The sequence below is a fragment of the Xenorhabdus cabanillasii genome (assembly GCF_003386665.1).
Taxonomy (GTDB): Bacteria; Pseudomonadota; Gammaproteobacteria; order Enterobacterales; family Enterobacteriaceae; genus Xenorhabdus; species Xenorhabdus cabanillasii.
Genome location: NZ_QTUB01000001.1, coordinates 2,370,166 through 2,395,067 on the forward strand (window position 1 = coordinate 2,370,166; position 24,902 = coordinate 2,395,067).

General features: G+C 43.6%; 21 protein-coding genes. 19 read left to right on the forward strand and 2 right to left on the reverse strand.

The genetic code is table 11. The annotated features are described in order from the left end of the window. Window positions 1-163: 163 nt before the first annotated feature. From purL to glnB, 6 genes are all read left to right on the forward strand, one after another. On the forward strand, window positions 164-4,078 hold the full coding sequence (gene purL / locus BDD26_RS11400; protein WP_115826588.1) for a phosphoribosylformylglycinamidine synthase: 3,915 nt from the start codon (window positions 164-166) through the stop codon (window positions 4,076-4,078). Between the two features lie 854 nt (window positions 4,079-4,932). Then, window positions 4,933-6,372, forward strand: a complete 1,440-nt coding sequence (locus BDD26_RS11405; RefSeq protein WP_170140397.1) for a sensor histidine kinase — start codon at window positions 4,933-4,935, stop codon at window positions 6,370-6,372. 32 nt (window positions 6,373-6,404) lie between these two features. Next, window positions 6,405-7,298 (forward strand): two-component system QseEF-associated lipoprotein QseG, encoded by an 894-nt coding sequence (qseG, locus tag BDD26_RS11410; protein WP_099119351.1) that lies wholly within the window; start codon window positions 6,405-6,407, stop codon window positions 7,296-7,298. Further along, entirely contained in the window at window positions 7,295-8,632 is a 1,338-nt protein-coding gene (gene glrR / locus BDD26_RS11415) for a two-component system response regulator GlrR (RefSeq protein WP_038267815.1), read from the forward strand. Before qseG ends, glrR begins: the two co-directional genes overlap by 4 nt. A 109-nt stretch (window positions 8,633-8,741) precedes the next feature. Next, window positions 8,742-10,364 carry an NAD+ synthase gene (locus BDD26_RS11420; protein WP_038267818.1) on the forward strand — a complete coding sequence of 541 codons (1,623 nt, stop codon included), beginning with the start codon at window positions 8,742-8,744 and terminating at the stop codon, window positions 10,362-10,364. A 15-nt stretch (window positions 10,365-10,379) separates the two neighbouring features. Then, window positions 10,380-10,718, forward strand: a complete 339-nt coding sequence (gene glnB, locus BDD26_RS11425) for a nitrogen regulatory protein P-II (RefSeq protein ID WP_038267821.1) — start codon at window positions 10,380-10,382, stop codon at window positions 10,716-10,718. A gap of 194 nt (window positions 10,719-10,912) precedes the next feature. Here glnB and hmpA read toward each other — a convergent pair whose 3' ends face one another. Beyond that, window positions 10,913-12,103 (reverse strand): NO-inducible flavohemoprotein, encoded by a 1,191-nt coding sequence (gene hmpA, locus BDD26_RS11430; RefSeq protein WP_115826590.1) that lies wholly within the window; start codon window positions 12,101-12,103, stop codon window positions 10,913-10,915. 352 nt (window positions 12,104-12,455) lie between these two features. Between hmpA and glyA the strand changes: the two genes are divergently transcribed. After that, on the forward strand, window positions 12,456-13,709 hold the full coding sequence (gene glyA, locus BDD26_RS11435; RefSeq protein ID WP_115826591.1) for a serine hydroxymethyltransferase: 1,254 nt from the start codon (window positions 12,456-12,458) through the stop codon (window positions 13,707-13,709). Window positions 13,710-13,872: 163 nt separating this feature from the next. Further along, the gene (locus BDD26_RS11440; protein ID WP_115826592.1) at window positions 13,873-15,099 is read left to right on the forward strand and encodes a 3-phenylpropionate MFS transporter; all 1,227 of its coding nucleotides are present in this window, start codon (window positions 13,873-13,875) and stop codon (window positions 15,097-15,099) included. 124 nt (window positions 15,100-15,223) lie between these two features. Here the strand turns inward: BDD26_RS11440 and suhB are convergent, their stop codons facing one another. Beyond that, window positions 15,224-16,027, reverse strand: coding sequence for an inositol-1-monophosphatase (gene suhB / locus BDD26_RS11445; protein ID WP_038267838.1), 804 nt, complete (start codon window positions 16,025-16,027; stop codon window positions 15,224-15,226). A gap of 125 nt (window positions 16,028-16,152) precedes the next feature. Here suhB and trmJ point away from each other — a divergent pair, with 125 nt between their 5' ends. From trmJ to BDD26_RS11500, 11 genes are all read left to right on the forward strand, one after another. After that, window positions 16,153-16,899 (forward strand): tRNA (cytosine(32)/uridine(32)-2'-O)-methyltransferase TrmJ, encoded by a 747-nt coding sequence (gene trmJ, locus BDD26_RS11450; RefSeq protein ID WP_115827545.1) that lies wholly within the window; start codon window positions 16,153-16,155, stop codon window positions 16,897-16,899. A gap of 139 nt (window positions 16,900-17,038) precedes the next feature. After that, window positions 17,039-17,533 carry a Fe-S cluster assembly transcriptional regulator IscR gene (iscR, locus tag BDD26_RS11455; RefSeq protein WP_038267840.1) on the forward strand — a complete coding sequence of 165 codons (495 nt, stop codon included), beginning with the start codon at window positions 17,039-17,041 and terminating at the stop codon, window positions 17,531-17,533. A 48-nt stretch (window positions 17,534-17,581) separates the two neighbouring features. Then, entirely contained in the window at window positions 17,582-18,796 is a 1,215-nt protein-coding gene (locus tag BDD26_RS11460; protein ID WP_038267843.1) for an IscS subfamily cysteine desulfurase, read from the forward strand. A 24-nt stretch (window positions 18,797-18,820) separates the two neighbouring features. Next, window positions 18,821-19,207, forward strand: a complete 387-nt coding sequence (iscU, locus tag BDD26_RS11465) for a Fe-S cluster assembly scaffold IscU (RefSeq protein ID WP_038267846.1) — start codon at window positions 18,821-18,823, stop codon at window positions 19,205-19,207. A gap of 124 nt (window positions 19,208-19,331) precedes the next feature. Beyond that, window positions 19,332-19,655, forward strand: coding sequence for an iron-sulfur cluster assembly protein IscA (gene iscA, locus BDD26_RS11470; RefSeq protein WP_038267861.1), 324 nt, complete (start codon window positions 19,332-19,334; stop codon window positions 19,653-19,655). 33 nt (window positions 19,656-19,688) lie between these two features. Next, on the forward strand, window positions 19,689-20,210 hold the full coding sequence (hscB, locus tag BDD26_RS11475; RefSeq protein WP_038267864.1) for a co-chaperone HscB: 522 nt from the start codon (window positions 19,689-19,691) through the stop codon (window positions 20,208-20,210). A 122-nt stretch (window positions 20,211-20,332) separates the two neighbouring features. Next, the gene (gene hscA, locus BDD26_RS11480) at window positions 20,333-22,195 is read left to right on the forward strand and encodes a Fe-S protein assembly chaperone HscA (protein WP_115826593.1); all 1,863 of its coding nucleotides are present in this window, start codon (window positions 20,333-20,335) and stop codon (window positions 22,193-22,195) included. A 2-nt stretch (window positions 22,196-22,197) separates the two neighbouring features. Then, a complete protein-coding gene (fdx, locus tag BDD26_RS11485; RefSeq protein ID WP_038267871.1) occupies window positions 22,198-22,533 on the forward strand; it encodes an ISC system 2Fe-2S type ferredoxin in 336 nt (111 codons plus the stop codon). Window positions 22,534-22,560: 27 nt separating this feature from the next. Continuing rightward, a complete protein-coding gene (gene iscX, locus BDD26_RS11490; RefSeq protein WP_038267874.1) occupies window positions 22,561-22,755 on the forward strand; it encodes a Fe-S cluster assembly protein IscX in 195 nt (64 codons plus the stop codon). Between the two features lie 186 nt (window positions 22,756-22,941). Beyond that, window positions 22,942-24,252, forward strand: coding sequence for an aminopeptidase PepB (pepB, locus tag BDD26_RS11495; RefSeq protein WP_425330441.1), 1,311 nt, complete (start codon window positions 22,942-22,944; stop codon window positions 24,250-24,252). Between the two features lie 206 nt (window positions 24,253-24,458). Continuing rightward, window positions 24,459-24,887 carry an enhanced serine sensitivity protein SseB C-terminal domain-containing protein gene (locus BDD26_RS11500; RefSeq protein WP_115826595.1) on the forward strand — a complete coding sequence of 143 codons (429 nt, stop codon included), beginning with the start codon at window positions 24,459-24,461 and terminating at the stop codon, window positions 24,885-24,887. The last annotated feature ends 15 nt before the right edge of the window (window positions 24,888-24,902 follow it).

Below are 24,902 nucleotides of genomic sequence, written 5' to 3' on the forward strand. Positions count from 1 at the left end.
CTGCAACCCTATTGAATCAATTTTAAAAATCCATTGAATGTGTTGTTAGATTAATTAATGCTCACGCAAACGGTTTCGTCAGAGAAAACATTCCTCTATAATGTCGGCGTTTCCCCTAAGGCATCAGTCAGGCTTTGCTTCTAAGATGAGAGAACCTATTACTATGGAAATTCTGCGTGGCTCGCCCGCTTTATCAGCGTTTCGTATTACTAAGCTCCTTTCCCAATGTCAAGTTCAGCAGCTTCCCGTGGCAGCAATTTATGCAGAATATGTGCACTTTGCAGAAATAAATTCACCTCTTACGGTAGAAGAAAAGGAAAAATTAAACAGGCTACTAAAATATGGCCCTTCTTTAGCTGAACATGAACCTAAAGGTCAACTGTTTTTAGTCACTCCCCGGCCAGGGACAATATCGCCGTGGTCATCAAAAGCGACAGAGATAGTTCACAATTGTGGACTGAAACAGATTGCCCGTTTGGAAAGAGGGATTGCCTACTATATCCAGTGTGATGTTATCCAGAATAATATCCACGGAAAGGCAATGGATGACAAACAGTGGCAGGCGCTGTCTGTATTATTGCACGATCGTATGATGGAAAGTGTGTTTACTCAGTTTGAACAGGCTGAGGCACTGTTTTCTCACCAGCAGCCTGCGCCATTGAAGCAAATTGATATTTTGCAATCAGGGCGGACTGCATTGGAATCTGCCAATGTTGAGTTGGGATTAGCGCTGGCAGCGGATGAAATTGATTATCTGTTACAAGCTTTCCAGAAATTAGAACGTAATCCGACTGATGTTGAACTCTACATGTTCGCGCAGGCGAATTCTGAACATTGTCGCCACAAAATTTTTAATGCGGATTGGGTGATTGATGGGCAGGAACAACCAAAGTCTCTGTTTAAAATGATTAAAAATACCTTTGAACAGACACCGGATCATGTTTTCTCTGCTTATAAAGACAACGCAGCGGTAATGGAAGGTTCTCAGGTAGGGCGATTTTTCCCTGATCCTGACAAGGGAGTATATGACTATCATCAGGAACCTGCCCATATCTTGATGAAAGTCGAAACACATAACCATCCGACAGCAATTTCTCCCTGGCCGGGAGCGGCGACAGGATCTGGCGGGGAAATTCGTGATGAAGGAGCAACAGGACGGGGAGCAAAACCCAAGGCCGGGTTGGTCGGTTTTTCCGTCTCGAATCTGAAAATTCCCGGATTTGAACAACCGTGGGAAGAAGAGTTCGGTAAGCCTGAACGGATTGTCAGCGCACTGGATATCATGTTAGAAGGCCCTTTGGGCGGAGCGGCATTCAATAATGAATTTGGTCGACCGGCATTGTTGGGGTATTTCAGAACATATGAAGAGAAAGTGGAATCCCATAACGGCGTGGAATTACGTGGCTACCATAAACCGATCATGCTGGCCGGGGGAATCGGAAATATTCGTGAAGAGCATATCCAGAAAGGGGAGATCCCTGTCGGAGCCAAATTGATTGTACTGGGTGGCCCAAGTATGAATATTGGTCTGGGTGGTGGCGCCGCTTCTTCAATGACATCGGGCCAATCTGATGCAGAGCTGGATTTTGCCTCTGTACAGCGCGATAACGCAGAAATGGAACGTCGTTGTCAGGAAGTTATCGACAGTTGCTGGCAGCTTGGCTGCAAGAACCCTATCTCGTTTATCCATGATGTTGGTGCGGGGGGCTTATCAAATGCGATGCCTGAATTAGTCAGTGATGGGGGACGAGGAGGCCGTTTTGAGCTGCGCAATATCCTCAATGATGAACCGGGCATGACTCCATTGCAGGTGTGGTGCAATGAATCTCAGGAACGTTACGTATTAGCTGTCGCACCGGAACAGCTTGCCCTGTTCGAGGATATTTGTCGGCGTGAGCGTGCTCCGTATGCAGTGATCGGCGAAGCGACGGAAGAGCGTCACCTGCTATTGAACGACAATCATTTTGATAACCAGCCAATTGATATACCGTTGGATGTTCTGCTCGGTAACACACCAAAGATGCTGAAAAATGTAAATTCACTAAAAGCACAAGGTAAAGGGCTAAAGCGCGTAAGTATTGATTTGGCCGAAGCGGTAAAACGCGTTCTGCGTTTACCCGCAGTGGCAGAAAAAACATTCCTGATTACCATCGGCGATCGTTCGATAACAGGCATGGTAGCAAGAGACCAGATGGTTGGACCATGGCAGATCCCTGTTGCAGATTGCGCAGTCACAACCGCCAGCCTGGATAGTTATTATGGTGAAGCTATGTCGCTGGGAGAACGTGCTCCTGTTGCTCTGTTGGACTTTGCTGCATCAGCACGCATGGCTGTCGGGGAAGCGTTGACTAATATTGCATCGGCTTATGTACAGGATTTGAAGCGGGTGAAACTATCAGCGAACTGGATGTCAGCATCAGGTCATGCCGGAGAAGATGCCGGATTGTATGCGGCGGTGAAGGCGATAGGTGAGGAATTATGTCCCGCGTTGGGCCTGACCATACCTGTTGGTAAAGATTCCATGTCGATGAAAACTTGCTGGATTCAGGATGGTGAAGAACGTGAAATGACAGCTCCGCTTTCATTGGTTATCAGTGCGTTCGCACGGGTGGAGGATGTTCGTTGTACTGTCACACCAGAATTATCTGCCGATGACGATAATGCATTACTGCTGATTGATCTGGGACAAGGACAAAATGCACTGGGAGGAACGGCATTGGCTCAGGTTTATCGCCAGCTTGGTGATAAAACCGCAGATGTTCGCAGTACGGAACAACTCGCCAGCTTCTTTAAGGCGGTCCAACAATTGATTGCAGAACAAAAACTGCTGGCTTATCACGATCGTTCTGATGGTGGTCTGCTGGTGACATTGGCAGAGATGGCATTCGCAGGGCACTGTAGTCTGCATGCTGATATCAGCGCATTTGATGAAGATATCCTGGGGGCACTGTTTAGTGAAGAATTAGGAGCGGTGATTCAGGTTCGTGAAACAGACAGACAGCAGATTGAAGCGCTGTTAGCTGATTATGGACTGAGTGAATGCTTACACTATTTAGGTAAGGCTAAAGCGGGAGATGATTTTGTGATCTCCAGCAACAATATGGAAGTTTATCGTCAAAAACGTAGTACATTGCGTTTATGGTGGGCAGAAACAACCTGGCAGATGCAGCGTCTGCGTGATAATCCTGAATGCGCTGATCAAGAACATCAGGCAAAACAGGATGTGAGTGATCCTGGTCTGAATGTGAAATTAACCTTTGATCCGGCAGAAGACATTGCGGCTTGTTACATATCGAAACAAGTGCGTCCGCGAGTTGCTGTATTGCGTGAACAGGGAGTTAACTCCCATGTCGAAATGGCGGCAGCATTCCATCGTGCAGGCTTTGAAGCCGTGGATGTCCATATGAGTGATTTGTTGAGTGGACGGATCACTCTGGAACAGTTTCAGACATTGGTGGCCTGTGGTGGTTTTTCATATGGGGATGTCCTCGGTGCAGGTGAAGGTTGGGCAAAATCCATTCTGTTTAATTCACGGGTACGTGACGATTTTGCGAACTTCTTTGCAAGACCGGATACATTATCTCTTGGTGTATGTAATGGTTGCCAGATGATTTCTAACCTGCATGAACTGATCCCAGGCACCGAACATTGGCCTCGTTTTGTACGTAACCGTTCAGAACGTTATGAAGCTCGTTTCAGTCTGGTTGAAGTCGTGGACAGCCCTTCATTATTCTTACAGGGCATGGCCGGTTCCTGTTTGCCAATTGCAGTTGCTCATGGTGAAGGTCAGGTAGAGTTCAGAAACAGCCAGAGTTTGGACGAATTGAAAAAACACCAGCAGGTTGCAATGCGATTTGTGGACAACTACGGTCAGGCGACAGAAAATTATCCTGCAAACCCCAATGGTTCCGTTGAGGGGATAACCTCTGTCACCAGTCTTGATGGCCGGGTTACTGTGATGATGCCACATCCTGAAAGGGTATTCCGTACTGTCAGTAACTCCTGGCATCCCAAAGAGTGGGGAGAAGATGGTCCGTGGATGCGTATTTTCCGCAATGCACGTAAGCAGTTAGGTTAATATTAAGTACCTGTTTCTCTATAAGGCTCTGCATATTTGTCGGAGCCTTTATTTTTCGTTTCTTTATCACAGATAATATTTTTCTCTATATGTGGTTTTTTATATGTGATTAATTTACTGCGGTATTTGATTTTTCTTGTAGACTCTCATGATAAAATCAATGTTATTTAAATGTTTTTTTCCGGTTAATAACACTTATTTTATGAGTTAAATAAATTAATTGTTTTAAAAGGGTGTCTCTAAATTACGACAATCGCACGTTTTGGTGTCTCAAAAATGAGACATTTAATTAATTGATTTAATTGAATAAATATATTTATGTGGTTTGGTGTCATCAATTGGCGACAAAAATATATGACGTGAATAAAAGGAGATGCATAAAAAAATATGAACATTAAAGGAATTTTCATTTTTATTAATTAAAATCAATAGATTAAATGATTTTTTTGAAAGTTGGCACGTAATATGCTTAATGGTATGTAGTTGCTCATTCAATTTTTTATGTCGGTCCACAAAGTAGGGTGGAAATATGCCACATAAGCCGGGAATGACGCCAAAGTAAGGTGCCTACCGTCCAATTAATGATATTCGCTTTCTGGCCTTATCAAGCAACGGGCGACACGTGGAGTGAGGCACCACCTATATGTTTATCAATCACTATGTTTAATAACGAAACAAATAGTATTGACAGCATTTAGGTTCTTCACTGGCGGGGTAGTAGAAAAAATACTACCCCGCCGTCATTATTGGAGACAATGTCTTCCCTCCGCGTCTTATACACCAGTATCATCTTGACATACCACTCTTTATAGCTATTTATGTCGGTTAGCATCAATGTAATTACAGGTTATAAGATGATTTCTCTGAAAAAATGGCGTTTATTTCCCCGTTCATTGCGCCAATTGGTTGTAATGGCTTTCTGGCTGGTGCTATTGCCGTTGTTGGTACTGGCATATCAGGCATACCAAAGCCTTGATCAGCTCAGTACGCAAGCGGCAGAAATTAACCGTGCAACGCTATCTGATGCCCGGCGCAGTGAAGCAATGATAGGTGTCGCTCTTGAGATGGAACGCAGCTACCGTCAGTATTGTGTATTGGGAGATATCAGGCTGGAAAAACTCTATCAACGTCAATATCAACAATATACCAGTATGTTGAATAATCAGATGGCGATGCTGTCTAATAGAGAATATAAGGATAAATTTAATCAACTTTTGTCGGGCCTTACAAATATCACGTGTAATAATGGTGTACCAGAGCCTGAGGCGGCTAAACTGCTTGAGCAGTTCTCAAACGCCAATAATCAGTTAGTACAAGAAACACGTAATATCATTTTCACCCGTGGTGAGCAATTGCAGAAAGACATTGCTGATAAGGGGCAGTTTTTTGGCTGGCAAAGTTTAATTCTGTTTCTGCTGAGTGCTTTCTTAATCGCACTTTTTACTCGGATGATCATTGGGCCGGTAAAGGGCATTGAACGAATGATCAATCGATTAGGTGCAGGACAAACACTGGAAAGCAAGATTGAATCCTTTAAAGGACCCAGAGAGTTACGTTCACTGGCATTGCGGATTATTTGGCTGAGTGAACGTCTATCCTGGCTTGAATCTCAACGGCATGAATTTTTACGTCATATCTCTCATGAATTGAAAACACCACTCGCCAGTATGCGTGAAGGTACGGAATTGTTGGCGGATGAAATTGCCGGGCCACTGACAACAGACCAAAAAGAAGTAGTCAATATTCTGGATAGCAGTAGTAAACACTTGCAGCAGCTTATTGAGCAATTGCTCGAATACAATCGTAACATCGTGAATAACCCCGCCGAACACCAGATGGTGTCTTTAAAAGAACTCGTTGATAGTGTTGTTCTGTCACATCAGTTGCCCGCACGGACAAAAAATATTTATACAAAAATCCAATTGAATGCTGATAATTGTTGGGCTGAACCTAAATTATTGATGCGAGTCATTGATAATCTCTACTCCAATGCAGTGCACTATGGCGCTGAATCCGGTAACATTTGGATTTCCAGTCGGCAATTAGATAAAAATATTCAGATTGACATTGCCAATACAGGAACGCCTATCCCTGATTTAGAAAAAAGCATGATTTTTGAACCATTTTACCAAGGAAAACTTCAACGCAAAGGAGCGGTCAAAGGAAGTGGTCTTGGTTTGAGTATTGCGCAGGATTGTATTAAACGGATGGGAGGGAAACTTCATCTGATAGAATCTGACTTTGCTGATGTATGCTTTCGGATTGAACTGCCATTAACCGCAGAGAATGACTAAATAATATGCACAACAGGTTTACTCACCACTTTATGATGAAGACGGAGCAACAAGATATTGAGACCGGAACAATGAAAAGAACAGCTGTTATACAGCGTTTGCTTGAACGGGTTTCACTCCTGCGTTTTCGTACCATGATTTTACTGTTTGTTCCCTATTTACTGACAGGGTGTATCTCAAATTCCGGTTCTGATGATTTAGTAACGATTGCCGAATCTATTATACCAGAGCAACGTATCACAGATTATCGTATCAAGGAGTGCGATGTGATGTGGGATATTGCAAAGCCAGCCGCAATGGAAAATGGTCTTTACTGGTTAAAATTGATGGACTGTACAAATAAACTGCCTCCAGCAGAAGCCCGCAATCTGGCAAAACGGTTTACGCCGACAGAGTGGTCACAAGTTTTCAAGCAGAGTATTCTTATAGACCAAGCTGCACCGTCATTAATTGAACGGCGTAAAATTATGGAAATCCTGAATCGATATAGCCTGCAATTTCCATCCTCAATACTGTCATTGTTGCAGTTGTGGAGTGAACAACAATATTTAAAAATCAATCTGGCAGAACAAAAGTCAAAATATCAGCGATTACAATTTGACAGTGATGCCAAAATTGATCGATTGAAAGAGACACGGGCCCGTCTGGAGTATGAACTGCGTTCAATATCCCGCAAATTAGAAAATCTAACGGATATTGAACGTCAGCTTTCTTCCCGCAAGCAAGTCCAGAACAACTCTAACTCTCCGGTTTCAGGTGAAACCGGACAAGGTGAAATAGAACATGCAGTTGATACGGGCAACAAGGTGAATGACACTAAGCCGGAAGCTAAATCAGAAAATAAGCCGGAAACAGGATCAGAGTTAACTCCGGAAACGAAAACAGAAGGCAATTCCTCAGAAGAAAAAGGAGCTGAATCACAATGACCGTACGCAATCCCGCTCATCTTCTTTTAGTTGATGATGATCCAAGCCTATTAAAATTATTGGGGATGCGTCTGACCAGTGAAGGATTTCGCGTCACAACAGTGGAAAGTGGGTATGAAGCATTACGCATGTTGCTGAAAGAAAAAGTGGATTTGGTCATCAGCGACTTACGCATGGATGAAATGGATGGCATGGCATTGTTTGCGGAAATCCAAAAACAGCATCCCGGTATGCCGGTAATTATTCTTACTGCACATGGCTCTATCCCGGATGCCGTTGCTGCGACACAACAAGGGGTATTTAGTTTTCTGACTAAACCAGTTGACCGTGATGCACTTTATAAAGCCATTGATGATGCTCTGGAATTATCAACACCAGCTATAGATGGAAAGTGGAGCGAACAAATTGTCACACGTAGCCCGCTAATGTTGCGTCTGCTGGAGCAGGCGAAAATGGTGGCTCAATCTGACGTTAGTGTCCTGATTAATGGGCAAAGCGGAACAGGTAAGGAAGTTCTGGCTCAGGCTATCCATCGTGCAAGCCCGCGTGCGAAGAAACCTTTTATTGCAATTAACTGCGGCGCTTTACCTGAACAACTATTGGAATCTGAGTTATTTGGTCATGCTAAAGGTGCATTTACTGGGGCAGTCAGTAGCCGGGAAGGTCTGTTTCTGGCCGCTCAAGGAGGAACTCTGTTCCTTGATGAAATCGGTGATATGCCATCAGCACTACAAGTAAAATTGTTGAGGGTCTTGCAGGAGCGTAAAGTTCGTCCTCTGGGAAGTAACCGAGATTTAGATATTGATGTCAGGATCATTTCCGCAACTCACCGTGATTTGCCAAAAGCGATGCAGCGTAATGAATTCAGGGAAGACCTCTATTATCGATTAAACGTAGTTAACCTGAAAATCCCGACCCTGAATGAACGGGCGGAAGACATTCCATTATTGGCAAATCATTTGCTGCGTGAATCTGCCAAACGCCATAAACCTTTTGTGCGCAGCTTTTCCACTAATGCTATGAAATGTCTGATGGCTGCAAGTTGGCCGGGTAATGTTCGCCAATTGGTCAATGTTATCGAGCAATGTGTGGCATTGACGACAGCGCCGGTGATTAGTGATGCTTTGGTTATGCAGGCATTAGAAGGCGAAAATACGGCATTGCCGACATTTGTGGAAGCGCGTAGTCAGTTTGAACTGAATTACTTACGCAAATTATTGCAAATGACAAAAGGGAATGTTACCCATGCCGCTCGTATGGCAGGACGTAACCGGACAGAGTTTTATAAATTGCTGGCTCGTCACGAGTTGGATGCCAACGATTTTAAAGAATAACCTTTCTGTTATTTAAATCCATAAAGTTGAAACGGTATTTAAGACCGTAAGAGATTGACTGTCTTCATCAGACAGAGAAGTGAATAATGGCCCAGGAGAGCCGCATTCTATGAGTCGTACTCTTAATATCGCCCTTGCTCAATTAAACTGGTTAGTAGGGGATATCGAAGGCAACAGTGATCGTATGTTGCAGACAGTGCAAGAACAGCAAGAAAAGGGTGCTGATCTCGTCGTGTTTTCTGAGTTAGCATTGTCGGGATATTTTCCTGAAGATCTACTGTTCCGTTCTGATTTTCATCAGCGCTGTCGTGAACAATTAGTACGTTTGCAGGAGGCAAGCTCTGAGGTTGGTATTTTAGTTGGCCATCCGTGGCAACAGGCCGGAAAAATATATAATGCGCTTTCTCTGTTCTGGAAAGGTGAAACCGTTGCCCGTTATTTCAAACAACAACTACCTAATTATGGTGTTTTTGATGAAGAACGTTATTTCAAAGCAGGCGAACAAATCTGCGTTGTACCATTTAAAGGTTATAATCTCGGTTTGCTGATTTGTGAAGATCTGTGGTTTGATGCGCCGATTGATGCTTTGAAAGCAGCAGGTTCTGATGTCATTCTGTCCATTAATGCGTCTCCTTTTAATCGTGAAAAACCGAATATCCGTAGCACATTGATTAAATCACACTGTCAGCGCATTCATTTGCCGATAATTTACCTGAATCAGATTGGTGGACAAGATCAACTGATCTTTGATGGCTGCTCAAAAGTTTTTGATGTAAACGGTGAAATTACTCATCGTATGGCAGCCTTTGAAGAACAAGTTGAACAGTGTCGTTTCAATGACATGACAATTGAGCCGATGGTAAATCCGGTTCCTCAATTGCCGCCACTTGCACAAATTTACAAGGCATTAGTGTTATCTGTACGTGATTATGTGCAGAAAAATGGTTTTAAGGGGGCATTACTTGGTTTGTCCGGTGGTATTGATTCAGGTCTGACACTGGCGATTGCTGTTGATGCTTTGGGTAAAGAGCATGTACAGGCTGTGATGATGCCATTCCGCTATACCTCTGAAATGAGTATTCATGATGCCAGAGAACAAGCAGAGCTACTCGGTGTTGAATTTGACATTGTGTCTATCGAGCCTATGTTTGATGCGTTTATGGCTCAACTGGAGCCGATATTTGCGGGTACAGAGAAAGATACCACTGAAGAGAACTTACAGGCACGTTGCCGGGCAGTCATTTTAATGGCAATGTCAAACAAGCGCCGTCGTTTGGTGTTGACGACCAGCAACAAAAGTGAATCGGCAGTGGGTTACTCGACCCTGTACGGTGATATGGCCGGTGGCTTTAATGCTTTAAAAGATGTCCCAAAAACTATGGTATTTGCATTAGCGAAATACCGTAATACAGTATCTCCTGCTATTCCTCAGCGTGTTATTGATCGTCCACCATCTGCGGAGCTGGCTCCTGATCAGCTTGATCAGGACAGCCTGCCACCGTATGACATGCTGGATGCCATTCTTGAGGGATATGTCGAAAAAGATAAATCCGTGGCTGACTTAGTGGCTGAAGGTTTTGATGAAGCTATTATTCGTAAGGTGATCCGGCTGGTGGACATCAATGAATATAAACGTCGTCAGGCACCGATTGGTCCACGTATTACACAGCGTGATTTTGGTAAAGACAGGCGCTATCCGATTACGTCTGGTTTCGGGCGTAAAAACTGGTAATAACAGGAAAACTTCATGAAAAAGATTGATGCAATTATCAAACCTTTCAAGCTCGATGATGTGCGTGAAGCTCTGGCTGAAGTCGGTATCACTGGAATGACGGTGACAGAAGTAAAAGGTTTTGGACGTCAGAAAGGACACACTGAACTGTATCGTGGTGCAGAATATATGGTGGACTTTCTGCCTAAAGTCAAAATAGAAATTGTCGTCCCGGATGATATTGTTGATACCTGTGTCGATACTATTATGCAGACTGCACAAACCGGCAAAATCGGTGATGGCAAGATTTTTGTCTTTGATGTTGCTCGCGTTGTGCGAATTCGTACTGGTGAACAGGACGAAGAGGCGATTTAACCGCATTCTTTGAAAAGAGAATAGTTTGAAAAGTTGGATTGCCTGAAAAAGTGATAACGGCACCAACATGGGTAATTAATCCACCTCTCAATAAGAGGTGGAATGCTGGCATACCGAGCTGTTTTAGCCGTTATCACTTATCACCGAATTTATGCTTTTCACTGAATTTATAAAAAACTGTGCGTAAATCCGGGTTAGATCACTTTATGTGGGCCAAAACATTCATAGTGAATATGTTGCTCGTTAATGCCCATTGTTATTAGCTGCTTGGCAATATGTTGCATGAAAGCCAACGGCCCACAGAAATAGAATTGCATCCCTTCAGCACTTATTGCATCTTTTACAAGAGACAGATCCATCAACCCGGCATGTTGATAATGTACACCATGTTGATCTTTATCTCTGGGTTCACGATACCAAACCTGAGAATTCAGCATCGGCATGGACTGGGCAATTTCTTTCACCTTATCGGCAAAGGCATGATAGCCACCATGTTCTGCCGCGTGAAACCAATTGATCACACTTTGGTGCTGCTGACCGTGTAAATATTGCAGCATACTCATCATCGGAGTTAATCCGACTCCCGCTGAAATGAGTGTAACAGGGGTATCAGGCCGGACATCAAGGAAGAAATCACCTTTTGGTGCAGATAGCGATATGATATCTCCTTCCTGTACTTTGTCGTGCATATGATTAGAAATTTTGCCATAAGGTTCCCGTTTAATGGCAATTTGATAATTGCTGCCATTTGGAGCCGCAGTTAATGAATATTGACGAATTTCGCGGTTTTCAAAGGTTGGATCTTCCAGATAGATACTCAAATATTGCCCCGGTTTGTAATCCGCGACTTTGTCATCATCAACGGGTACAAATTCAAAGCCGGTAATGATATCACTTTGCGGTTGTTTACGACTGACACGAAATTGACGTAAACCACGCCAACCTCCTGCCGAGGATTCGCTACCCTGATAAATTGCCTCTTCCCGATTGATAAAAATATCGGCCAATACATTGTAGGCTTTTTTCCAGGCATCAAGAACTTCATCAGCCGGATGAAATAGTTCATCAATTGTTGCCAGCAGATGTGTACCGACAATTTTATAGTGTTCCGGTTGGATATTTAGGCTCGTATGTTTATGCGCGATCTTTTCTACAGCCGGCAGAAGAGCAGATAAGTTATCAATATTAGAGGCATAAGCACAAAGAGCATTAAAAAGGGCTTCACGCTGATCGCCGTTGGTCTGATGGCTCATGTTAAAAATGTCTTTTAATTCAGGATCGTGTCTGAACATGCGTTCATAAAAATGAGCAGTTAACTTTGGCCCGGTGGAAACAATCAAAGGAATAGTGGACTTTATAGTTGCGATAATTTGGTTATCTAACATTTATGGTCTCCTGAATTTTTCTTGAATAATGCTTAGGAATATAAGATGTATTTTAAATGCAACTTATATCATTGAGGAATACATTAAAGTAAGAAAAAGATATTATCTTGATTTAAGTCAAAAACTCAGAATTTGTATTGAAGCAAGAAGATTTGACTGGAATCACAAAGAACAACAATAAATTTAAAGCGTGTAATCAGGATAGCAGGGCATCCTGCTACAGGCGCTGAAGCAATCGTTTGCGTAAAATCTCTTGTCAAGACTATCTCATTTGATAAAAAGAGTTTACACTGTGTCAAATTCTGGCCCTCAGGGGTATTTTTTAGAGATGTAGCTGAGTCAGGAGAACCTAATGTTAAAGCGTGAAATGAATATTGCGAATTACGATCCCGAACTGTGGCAAGCGATGGAACAGGAGGTTTGTCGTCAGGAAGAACATATTGAATTGATTGCTTCTGAAAACTACACCAGTCCAAGAGTTATGCAGGCTCAAGGATCTCAGCTCACTAACAAGTATGCGGAAGGTTATCCGGGTAAACGCTACTATGGTGGTTGTGAATATGTTGATATAGTTGAACAATTGGCAATTGACCGAGCAAAGGAATTGTTTGGTGCAGATTATGCTAACGTCCAACCCCACTCAGGCTCTCAGGCAAATGCTGCGGTGTATATGACGCTGTTGCAACCAGGTGACACTGTTTTAGGGATGAATCTGGCACATGGTGGCCATCTGACTCACGGCTCTCCGGTTAACTTCTCAGGTAAACTGTATAACGTTGTTCCTTATGGCATTGATGAGAAAGGAAAAATTGATTACGAAGATATTCGTAACCAAGCGCTGAAACATCAACCTAAAATGATCATTGGTGGTTTCTCTGCCTATTCTGGTGTGGTTGATTGGGCGAAAATGCGTGAAATTGCTGATGAAATCGGTGCATATCTGTTTGTTGATATGGCTCATGTTGCCGGATTGGTTGCTGCGGGAGTTTATCCAAACCCTGTTCCTCATGCACATGTTGTTACAACCACCACTCACAAGACTCTGGCAGGCCCACGCGGTGGTCTGATTCTGGCTAAAGGGGGTGATGAAGAGTTTTATAAGAAGTTGAACTCTGCTGTTTTCCCTGGTGGTCAGGGTGGCCCGCTGATGCATGTCATTGCCGGGAAAGCCGTTGCACTGAAAGAAGCAATGGAGCCGGAGTTCAAAATATATCAGCAGCAGGTTGCGAAAAATGCCAAAGAAATGGTAGATGTGTTTCTGCAACGTGGTTACAAAGTTGTTTCCGGCGGTACTGACAATCATCTGTTCCTGCTGGATTTGGTGGATAAAGATATTACAGGTAAAGAAGCGGATGCAGCATTAGGGCGTGCCAATATCACTGTTAACAAAAACAGCGTACCTAACGATCCTCGCAGTCCGTTTGTCACTTCGGGTATTCGCATTGGTACTCCAGCAATTACCCGCCGAGGTTTCAAAGAAGCAGAAACCCGTGAATTGGCCGGCTGGATATGTGATGTGTTGGATAACATCAATGACGAAGCCGTTATTGAAAGTGTTAAACAGAATGTGTTGGATATCTGTGCAAAATATCCGGTTTACGCATAATTGAGAATAAAGTACCGTCAATATTGAGCTTATACCCAAATAGATTTCAAGTTGCAGCCAATAAAGCTGTAGCCTGAAAGATGAAAGGTATATCAGGTAGCAAGCCCGACTCATAACGTTAGTTTTGAGCGGGTTTTTTGCATTAAAAAATGGGGGCATTTGGATGGTTGTTCCATCAACATTTTGGCTAGGATTAGGTTATTTCACTTATTTTTTTGCTTTTGGAATATTTTTACCTTTCTGGTCAGTTTGGTTACAGGGAGAAGATATTACTCCTTCTATGATCGGTATACTGTTAGCTATCGGGTTAGTTTCTCGTTTCCTTGGTAGTTTATTTATTTCTCCTACTGTTAAAGATCCTTCTAAGTTAATTAACGCATTAAGATTGCTATCCTTATTGGCTTTGGTCTTTGCTGTTAGCTTTTCCTTTAGTAGCCATTGGGTATGGGTTGTCCTTGTCATGATAGGTTTTAACCTGTTTTTTTCACCTTTGGTTCCTTTATCAGATGCTTTAGCGGGCACATGGCAAAAACAGTTTACTTTTGATTATGGCAAGGTACGTGTGTGGGGATCGATTGCCTTTATTATTAGCTCCTCTTTAGCGGGGATATTGATGTCAGCCAATGGCATCAATTTAGGCTCAGATTGCAGCATTTCCTTTGAAAAGATCAATAATTGGATTGGCATTAATTTATTTGGTCATCACAATATCATCCTTGTTTCCCTGATTTTCAGTGTTGCCGTTATGTTGCTGGGAATGATGCTAAGACCTTCTATTATGCCTGAGGGTAAAATTAAGGTAGAAAATATCAATACAGTATCATTCAAAAAATTGTTATCCGAAAAATCGGTATGGCAGTTTTTATTATGTGTGACATTGTTACAAGCTGCTCACGCTGGTTACTACAGCTTTGGCTCTATTTATTGGGAAAAGGCTGGTTATTCTGCATCAACTATCGGTTATCTCTGGTCATTGGGCGTTGTCGCAGAAGTTGTTGTTTTCACTTTTAGTAAACAGCTATTCCGGCACTGGAGTGCCCGTAGTCTTCTATTGCTCTCTGCCATTTGTGGGATTATTCGCTGGGGGTTAATGGGAACATTCACTGAATTGCCAGTTCTGATTATTATTCAGCTCCTGCATTGCGGAACTTTTACAGTCTGTCACTTAGCTGCCATGCGCTTTATCGGTGCCAGAAAAGAAAATGAAGTTATCCGTTTACAATCGGTTTATTCTGCATTAGCGATGGGGGGTGGTATTGCAGTTATGAGCGCAATAGGCGGTTTTTTGTATGAGCATATGGGAAGCGGTATCTATTGGGTGATGGCACTGGTTGCATTACCTGCAATTTTCTTACGGCCTAAAGTCGAAGCTCAAATACATTCATTGTGAAATGTATTCTTTGTGAAATACATTTATTGAGAAAAACATCCATTATCAATAAAATCGTAAATAAAAAAGGGCACCAATAAGTTTGTGCCCTGAAAGTAACATTGCTCAATTGGTTATTTTATAATTAACGTTTCAGTGCTTCAGTTAATTCTTCGCGCATTTCAGACAGCATGTCTTTAACAATACGTGGGCTGCCTGCAACGATGTTACCGGAACTGATATAGTTGTGACCACCAACGAAGTCAGTCACAATACAGCCAGATTCACGTACCAGCAGTTCACCCCCCATAAAATCCCATGGTTTCAGGCCGATTTCGAAAAAACCGTCAACACGTCCGGCGGCAACATAAGCCATATCCAGAGCCGCAGAACCAGTGCGACGAAAATCTGCACAGCGTTCAAATAATTTACCCAGTACATTCATGTAAGGGATAGCGTGTTGTTTGGCTTTGAATGGGAAACCAGTGGCAATGATAGTACCATCCAGATCACGAGCATTGGTACCACGCAAGCGGTAACCATTCAATTGAGCACCTTGACCACGGGTTGCGGTAAACAATTCATTACGCATTGGATCATAAACAACAGCCACTTCGGTGCGGCCTTTGATGCGCACAGCGATGGAAACAGCGAAATGAGGGAGACGTTTAATAAAGTTAGTGGTGCCATCCAGTGGATCGATCACCCATTGGAAATCGTCTTCTTCACCTAAATGCTCACCAGTTTCTTCGGTGATGATAGTGTGCTTAGGATAAGATTTACGGATAATATCAATGATCAGCTTTTCTGCTTCACGATCAACATTAGTGACGAAGTCATTACTGCCTTTTTGGCTTGCTTCGATAGCATCAGGAGTTTCATAACTTTTAGCAATGTAATTGCCGGCTTTACGCACAGCGCGTATAGCGATGTTTAGCATCGGATGCATGGGGTATCTTCCACCAGGATTTTAAAGAACGGGAAACAAATCGGCGCGTATTATAGCAGTAGTTCGTCAAAATGACTAATGCTGTGTTAAGATATTCGGCTCTTATACTGAAATTAAAAGCTGTCATGTTAGAGAACATCCGCATTATTCTGGTAGAAACTTCCCACACAGGCAATATGGGTTCAACTGCCAGAGCTATGAAAACAATGGGATTGACCAATCTTTATTTGGTCAACCCGCTCGTCCAACCTGATTCTCACGCCATTGCACTTTCAGCCGGTGCCAGTGATGTCATCGGTAATGCCACTATCGTGGATTCTCTGGATGAAGCATTGACTGGGTGTGAACTGGTTATTGGAACCAGTGCTCGTTCCCGAACACTTTCCTGGCCAATGGTTGAACCACGTGAGTGTGGTGAACACTGTGTCAAAACAGCTAAAAATTCACCGGTGGCTATTGTGTTTGGTCGTGAGCGTGTGGGGCTGACTAACGAAGAACTCCAGAAGTGTAACTATCATCTTTATATTCCGACTAACCCAGAATATGGTTCGTTGAATTTGGCCATGGCTGTTCAATTAGTCAGCTATGAGATTCGTATGGCACACCTTATTACTGAGGAAAAAGCGAATGCTGCCGATCATGAAGCTGAATACCCACCAGCTGAAGATATGGAACGTTTTTATCAGCATCTTGAACAGGTGCTAAGTCATTCCGGTTTTATTCGCAAAGCGCATCCTGGTCAGATAATGAACAAATTAAGACGCCTTTATACCCGCGCACGTCCGGAAATTCAGGAATTGAATATCCTGCGGGGTATTTTAACTTCTGTGGAAAAATGGGCTGGGAAATCATCGGAATCTGGCAGAAAATAGTCTCTATAATGGAGAATATGGGTGGTAACAGAATGAAAGACAACCAAATAATAGTTGAGTAAATTACTAGGTTAAATAGTTGACTAAAACACTCAGGAATGTCACAATTTTACCCATATTTCACCATGGAGTTTTTGTTATGAGACTGACATCAAAAGGACGTTATGCGGTAACTGCCATGTTAGATGTGGCATTGCATTCACAAGAAGGGCCAGTGCCATTAGCTGATATTTCTGAGCGTCAGGGAATTTCCCTTTCCTATCTTGAGCAGTTATTTTCTCGCCTACGTAAGAATGGTCTGGTTTCTAGCGTCCGTGGTCCAGGCGGTGGTTATTTATTAGGCAGAGATGCCGGTGAAATTTTCGTTGCCGAAGTGATTTCTGCTGTTGATGAATCCGTTGATGCAACTCGTTGTCAGGGCAGGGAAGGCTGCCAGGGTGGCGATCGCTGTCTGACCCATGCGCTTTGGCGTGATCTCAGTGATCGCATCACGAGTTTCCTGAACAGCATCAGCTTAGAAGAATTAGTGAATAATCAAGAAGTATTAGACGTTGCTGATCGTCAAGACAGCGATAAGCGCCGTACAGCTAATGGCAGGGTTCAGGAGATGATTAACATTAACCTGCGTGCTTAAAAAGCGGCAAACAGAAGTATTAAAAGAGTCTTACGGAGCATGTGAGCAATGAAATTACCCATTTATTTGGACTATTCAGCAACAACCCCAGTTGATCCGCGTATTGCTGAAAAGATGATGAACTATCTGACTATGGACGGGGTTTTTGGTAACCCTGCTTCTCGTTCACATCGTTTTGGCTGGCAAGCTGAAGAAGCGGTTGATATTGCACGTAATCAAATTGCTGATCTGGTTGGTGCTGATCCGCGTGAAATTGTATTTACTTCAGGTGCAACAGAATCAGATAACCTTGGTATTAAAGGTGCTGCAAAATTCTATCAGAAAAAAGGCAAACACATTATTACCAGCAAAACTGAACACAAAGCTGTTTTGGACACTTGCCGTCAGTTGGAACGCGAAGGTTTTGAGGTGACTTACCTTTCACCGATGAGTAATGGCATGATTGATCTGAAAGAGCTGGAAGCCACAATGCGTGATGATACGATTTTGGTTTCTATCATGCACGTCAACAACGAAATTGGCATTGTTCAGGACATCGTAACCATCGGTGAAATGTGCCGTAGTCGTGGTATTATTTTCCACGTTGACGCAACGCAAAGTGTTGGAAAATTGCCTATCGATCTCAGCAAACTGAAAGTTGATCTGATGTCTTTCTCTGCTCACAAACTATATGGCCCGATGGGTATTGGTGCTCTGTATGTTCGCCGTAAACCTCGTGTCCGCATTGAAGCACAGCAACATGGTGGCGGTCATGAGCGTGGTATGCGTTCCGGTACATTGCCTGTTCATCAGATAGTGGGAATGGGTGAAGCTTACCGCATTGCAAAAGAAGAATTGGAAGCTGAATCAGAACGTTTGCGTGGTTTGCGCCTGCGTTTATGGAACGGCATTAAAGATATTGAAGAAGTTTACCTGAATGGTGATTTGGAACTGGGTGCGCCACACATTCTGAATGTCAGCTTCAACTATGTTGAAGGTGAATCATTGATGATGTCGCTGAAAGATCTGGCAGTTTCTTCTGGCTCAGCATGTACTTCTGCGAGTCTGGAGCCTTCTTATGTTCTGCGTGCACTGGGCATGAATGATGAGCTGGCACACAGTTCTATTCGTTTCTCTTTGGGACGTTTTACCACAGAAGAAGAAATAGACTATGCAATCAAGTTGATTCACAACTCAATTGGTCGCCTGCGTGAACTTTCTCCATTGTGGGAAATGTTCAAACAGGGGGTGGATCTTAACACCATCGAATGGTCTCATCATTAATCAGACGGTTTCAGGAGTAACGATATGGCTTACAGCGACAAAGTAATTGATCACTATGAGAATCCACGTAATGTTGGATCATTTGACAATGAAGACCCTTCAGTAGGTAGTGGCATGGTTGGTGCACCCGCTTGTGGTGATGTCATGCGGCTGCAAATCAAGGTCAACGATGACGGTATCATCGAAGACGCACGTTTTAAAACTTATGGCTGTGGTTCTGCAATTGCCTCCAGCTCTCTTGTAACAGAGTGGATGAAAGGTAAATCACTGGAGCAGGCTGAAGCAATCAAAAATACGGAGATTGCTAACGAGCTGGAGCTGCCACCAGTGAAAATTCACTGTTCTATTCTGGCAGAGGATGCGATTAAAGCTGCAATTGCGGATTACAAGAGCAAACGCCAGGCTAAGTAATTCTTTTGGCTAAAAGAAAATAATTTGGTGGATATTGAAGCAATATCCACCTTTACTGGTTTTGAAGGTGATAATTTCCTAGATCATAGCTTCAAAGATCATAGTGTTAAAAGTGAGGTGTTGTATGTCAATTTCTTTGACAGAAAGTGCAGCCCGGCGTGTTTTAGCTTTTCTTGATAATCGTGGGAAAGGTGTTGGGTTGCGACTGGGAGTGAGAACTTCCGGCTGCTCTGGTATGGCATATGTGCTTGAATTTGCCGATGCAATTGATGATGAAGATCAGGTTTTTGAAGACAAGGGCGTGAAAGTTATCGTTGATGGTAAAAGCATTGTTTATCTTGATGGTACAGAGTTGGATTTTGTCAAAGAGGGCCTGAACGAAGGCTTTAAATTCAACAACCCCAATGTTTCCAGCGAATGCGGCTGTGGGGAAAGTTTTAACGTTTAACCCCCCTGCACTTTGCGAAACCAAGAGTAACTTATGGACTACTTTACTTTATTCGGGTTGCCTGCGCGTTATGCGATAGACCGCCAACAATTGGCGACCCGCTATCAGGAGTTGCAGCGTCAGTTTCATCCTGATCGTTTTGCCAATCAGCCAGAGCGCGAGAAAATGTTGGCACTTCAACAAGCAGCAACCATCAATAATGGTTATCAGACTCTGAAACATCCCCTGAAACGTGCAGAATATATGTTGTCTCAGCAAGGGTTCGATTTATCCAACGAACAGCATACGATGCAAGATACTGCTTTCCTGATGCAGCAATTAGAGTTGCGTGAAGAGCTTGATATTATTGAACATAGCGCAGAGCCAGATGTTGCATTAGCAGGTTTTTCATCTCGCTTGAACAAAATGATTAAAACTCGTAGCGAGCAGATGGAACAGCAACTGGATGCCGAACAATGGCCAATTGCAGCCGATACTGTCCGTAAGTTACGCTTTTTGGACAAATTGCAGCAGCAGGTCGAGCAATTGGAAGAACGATTGCTGGATGATTTTTAGCCGAATCGCTTTTTGGTGAATAACGCTTGCTGATTTAGCTATACCTTATGGATTTCAGGATGCAGCCAACGAAGCTGCAACTTGAAAGACGACCGGTATAAAGAGTTTTTATAGGGGCACACATGGCTTTATTACAAATCAGTGAACCTGGTTTATCTGTCGCACCACACCAGCGTCGTCTGGCGGCGGGGATTGATCTTGGCACAACACACTCCCTGGTTGCGACAATCCGTAGTGGTCAGGCTGAGACCTTAGCAGATAGTGAAAACCGTCACTTGCTTCCTTCTGTTGTACGATACCGAAAAGCACAATACCGCAAAGATGAAATTCAAGTTGGCTGGCAGGCACGCCAACAGGCGGCTTCTGATCCTGTTAATACTATAAGTTCCGTCAAACGTATGATGGGGCGTTCTCTGGCTGATATTCAACAACGTTATCCGAATCTCCCCTACCGGTTTCAGGCTAGTGAAAATGGGTTACCGTTAATTGATACTGTGGCAGGTCTGGTCGATCCTATTCAGGTTTCTTCTGAAATATTGAAATCGTTGGCGCAACGGGCAGAAGAAACCTTGGATGGTAAACTTGATGGCGTTGTCATCACTGTTCCTGCTTATTTTGATGATGCACAACGTCAGGGAACGAAAGATGCCGCACGTTTAGCGGGCTTACATGTCCTCCGTCTCTTAAATGAACCAACCGCAGCTGCTATTGCCTATGGACTTGATTCAGGTCAGGAAGGGGTTATTGCAGTTTATGACTTGGGTGGTGGAACATTTGATGTTTCTATCCTGCGTTTGAGTCGTGGCGTCTTTGAAGTGCTGGCAACAGGCGGAGATACAGCGCTTGGCGGCGATGATTTTGATCACCTGTTGGCAAACTGGATCCGTGGGCAGGCAGGCATCACTGATAATAGCCACGGCTTACAACGTCAATTGCTGGATATTGCGACACAAACCAAAATTGCCTTGAGTGATGCAGATTCAGTGACAGTCAACATTGCTGGCTGGCAAGGCAGTATTACCCGTGATGAATTAAATGAATTGATCACACCACTGGTTAAACGCACCTTAATGGCTTGCCGTCGGGCATTGAAAGATGCGGGTGTCACTACCGATGAAGTATTACAGGTTGTGATGGTAGGCGGTTCAACAAGAATACCACTCGTACGCAGTATGGTTGGTGAGTTTTTTGATCGCGAACCACTGACCTCTATCGATCCGGATAAAGTTGTCGCTGTTGGTGCGGCAATTCAGGCTGATATTTTGGTCGGTAATAAACCTGATAGTGAAATGTTGCTATTGGACGTTATTCCACTGTCACTGGGCCTTGAAACCATGGGCGGCCTGGTAGAAAAAGTGATCCCGCGCAATACCACTATCCCTGTCGCCAGAGCACAAAAGTTTACGACTTTTAAAGACGGGCAGAGTGCAATGAGCATCCATGTTGTTCAGGGGGAACGAGAGCTGGTGACAGATTGCCGTTCACTGGCACGTTTCACATTGCGTGGAATTCCTCCACTGCCGGCAGGTGGTGCTCATATTCGTGTTACTTTTCAGGTTGATGCTGATGGTTTGTTAAGTGTCAGTGCTCTGGAGAAATCGACGGGTGTTGAAGCTTCCATTCAGGTGAAACCTTCCTATGGTTTGTCCGATGAAGAAATTGCCCGAATGATCAAAGAGTCAATGACCAATGCGCAGGAAGATATTCAGGCGCGTAAGCTGGCTGAACAAAAAGTAGAAGCAGCACGAGTGCTGGAAAGTTTAACCAGTGCACTGGAAAAAGATGCTGATTTACTCAGTCAGGAAGAACATGCGGCAATTGATGCTGCCGTACAAGTATTAATTGAGAGTGCTCAGGGAACGTCTCCTGATGTGATTGAAAGTGCAATTAAACAATTGGACGAACAAACGCAGGAATTTGCCGCGCGTCGCATGGACACATCAATCCGCCGGGCTTTGGCGGGCCATTCTGTGGATGAGATTTAATTATGCCTAAAATTGTATTTTTACCTCATAACGAACTTTGCCCTGAAGGAGCAGTGTTGGAAGCTAAGGAAGGTGAATCGATTCTGGACGTTGCACTGCGTAATGGCATTGAAATAGAGCATGCTTGTGAAAAATCCTGTGCATGTACTACTTGTCATTGTATTGTCAGGGAAGGGTTTGACTCATTGGAAGAAAGCTCTGAAATGGAAGATGACATGCTGGACAAAGCATGGGGGCTGGAGCCTGAAAGTCGGTTAGGATGCCAGGCTAAAGTTGCTGATGAGGATTTGGTTGTTGAAATTCCTAAGTACACGATTAACCATGCACGTGAGCACTGATCTGAGAACTAACCAGGAGCACAGAAAATGAAATGGTCTGACAGCCGTGATATTGGCGAAGCACTGTACGATAAGTTCCCGGATTTAGATCCTAAGACAGTGCGTTTTACCGATATGCATCAATGGGTTTGTGAGCTGGATGGTTTTGATGATGATCCGGAAAAATCCAACGAAAAAATATTAGAAGCCATTTTGTTGGTTTGGTTGGATGAATTTGAGTAATGCAAATCAGTTACACAAACAATTAGTGCGAAAAAAAGTGCAAATTCACCAATTCTTGTTCAATCACTTGGCATAGTCTGCATTTAATGAAAAACTGGCAACTGCCAGTTTTTTTGCATTCATGGCCCTTGCTGTAAAAACAGTGAAAATAAAATAAGAAGAGAGAAGAAAATGACAAAGCACGCTATACCGGCGCAAATCATGCCGATAACTCTGTCTTATGAGCCAGCTAAAGCATGCTGGGGTGAAAAAGCGCTAATTAGTTCGAATGATCAGGGAATTACAATTCATTTATCAGACAGCCAGTCGGATATAAGTAGTAAATTGGCGGTTATCCAACGCGCAGGACGAAAAATTAATGGACAAGGTATTTCTAACGTCGCTTTGGCTGGCGATGGTTGGGATCTGGAAAAAAGCTGGGCATTCTGGCTGGGATTCCGGGCACCAAAGGGGCTACGTACTATTGAATGGCCGCAACTGAGTGCAGTGGAAAAACAAGAACTGGAGCACAGGATCAAATTCATCGACTGGGTGCGTGATACTACCAATATTCCAGCAGAAGAATTGGGGCCGGAGCAGCTTGCTCAGCGTGTCATTGATTTATTTAACGATGTAGCGGGAACTGCAATCAGTTACCGCATTATAAAAGGCGATGCTTTACATGAGCAGGGCTATGTTGGTGTACATACTGTCGGTCGTGGTTCCTGCCGTGTTCCTGTTTTTCTGGAACTAGATTTCAATCCATCGACAGATAAAAACCAACCTGTATTCGCTTGCTTAGTCGGTAAAGGTATTACCTTCGATTCAGGGGGATATAGCCTGAAACCTTCCAACTCCATGGATTCCATGAAATCTGACATGGGAGGTTCAGCGCTCCTGTCAGGGGCATTGGCACTGGCGATTGGCCGCGGCCTGAAACAGCGTGTAAAACTATTCTTGTGTATTGCTGATAACCTGGTCAGTGGCAATGCGTTCAAATTGGGCGATATTATTCGCTATCGTAATGGCAAAAGCGTTGAAGTCATGAACACTGATGCAGAAGGGCGTCTGGTACTGGCTGATGGCTTGATTGATGCCAGTGCGGAAAATGCGCCTCTTATCATTGATGCGGCGACATTGACTGGAGCAGCAAAAATTGCAGTAGGTAATGATTACCACTCTGTCCTCAGTTTTGATGATCAACTAGCGGCAGATTTATTGGCGGCAGCGGATGCAGAACATGAACAATTCTGGCGTCTGCCATTAGCCGAATTCCACCGTAATCAGTTGCCATCCAGCTTTGCTGATTTGAATAACATTGCGTCGCCTTCTCATTCAGCAGGAGCGAGCACTGCGGCTGCTTTCCTGTCTCATTTTGTAGAAAATTACAAAAAAGGCTGGGTACATATCGATTGTTCAGCGACCTACCGTAAATCTGCGGTTGAACAGTGGTCAGCCGGTGCGACAGGGTGTGGTGTGCGTACCATCGCCAACTTATTGCTGACAAAAGCAAAATAAGGATACAGTGTTTTTGGCGAGGTAGCTTGTAAGCCATCAGGTAATGTCAGGATTTTTATGCACAAAATGTTGTGACACCAAACTCATTTTAAGATCGCCTTTCTTATCTGGCCTCCCTTTTATGGGGAGGCTATGATTGAGAGTCTTTCAATGGTCGTTAACTTCAATTTGTTAACTTCAGTACAAATATGTGTTCGGAGATTTTCATGAGCTTGTCAAACGGGGTTGTTGCCTCTGAAATTGTGGTTCCGAGTGGAAGTCGTATTACTCTCAGCCAACCAGAAGAACCGCCCATTCAGCTTATTGAGGCTTTGAGTAATTTATTTAAGCAACATAAGCCAGTACGACGGGCATTTCTGGTTATGGTGCATGATAAAAAACAGGATGAAAAACCCAACCTGCTTATTGGGTTAGAAATGAATGGAGCATCCACAGATAATGACATTAATATGCTTATTCAGGCTGCTGGTGAAATAGCTTGTGAATATTTGAGTGAAGAGGAGTCGGTGGATTTTTGTTTGCTTGATGAAAAAAATAATGGGATTAGCCATTATCTGATCCAGCATACTCAGCCTTTTTATCAGCGGAAGTTAGGCAGTTGGCTGAGGGATACCATTCCTGTACTGAATCAGTAAATAAAAGTTAAGTTC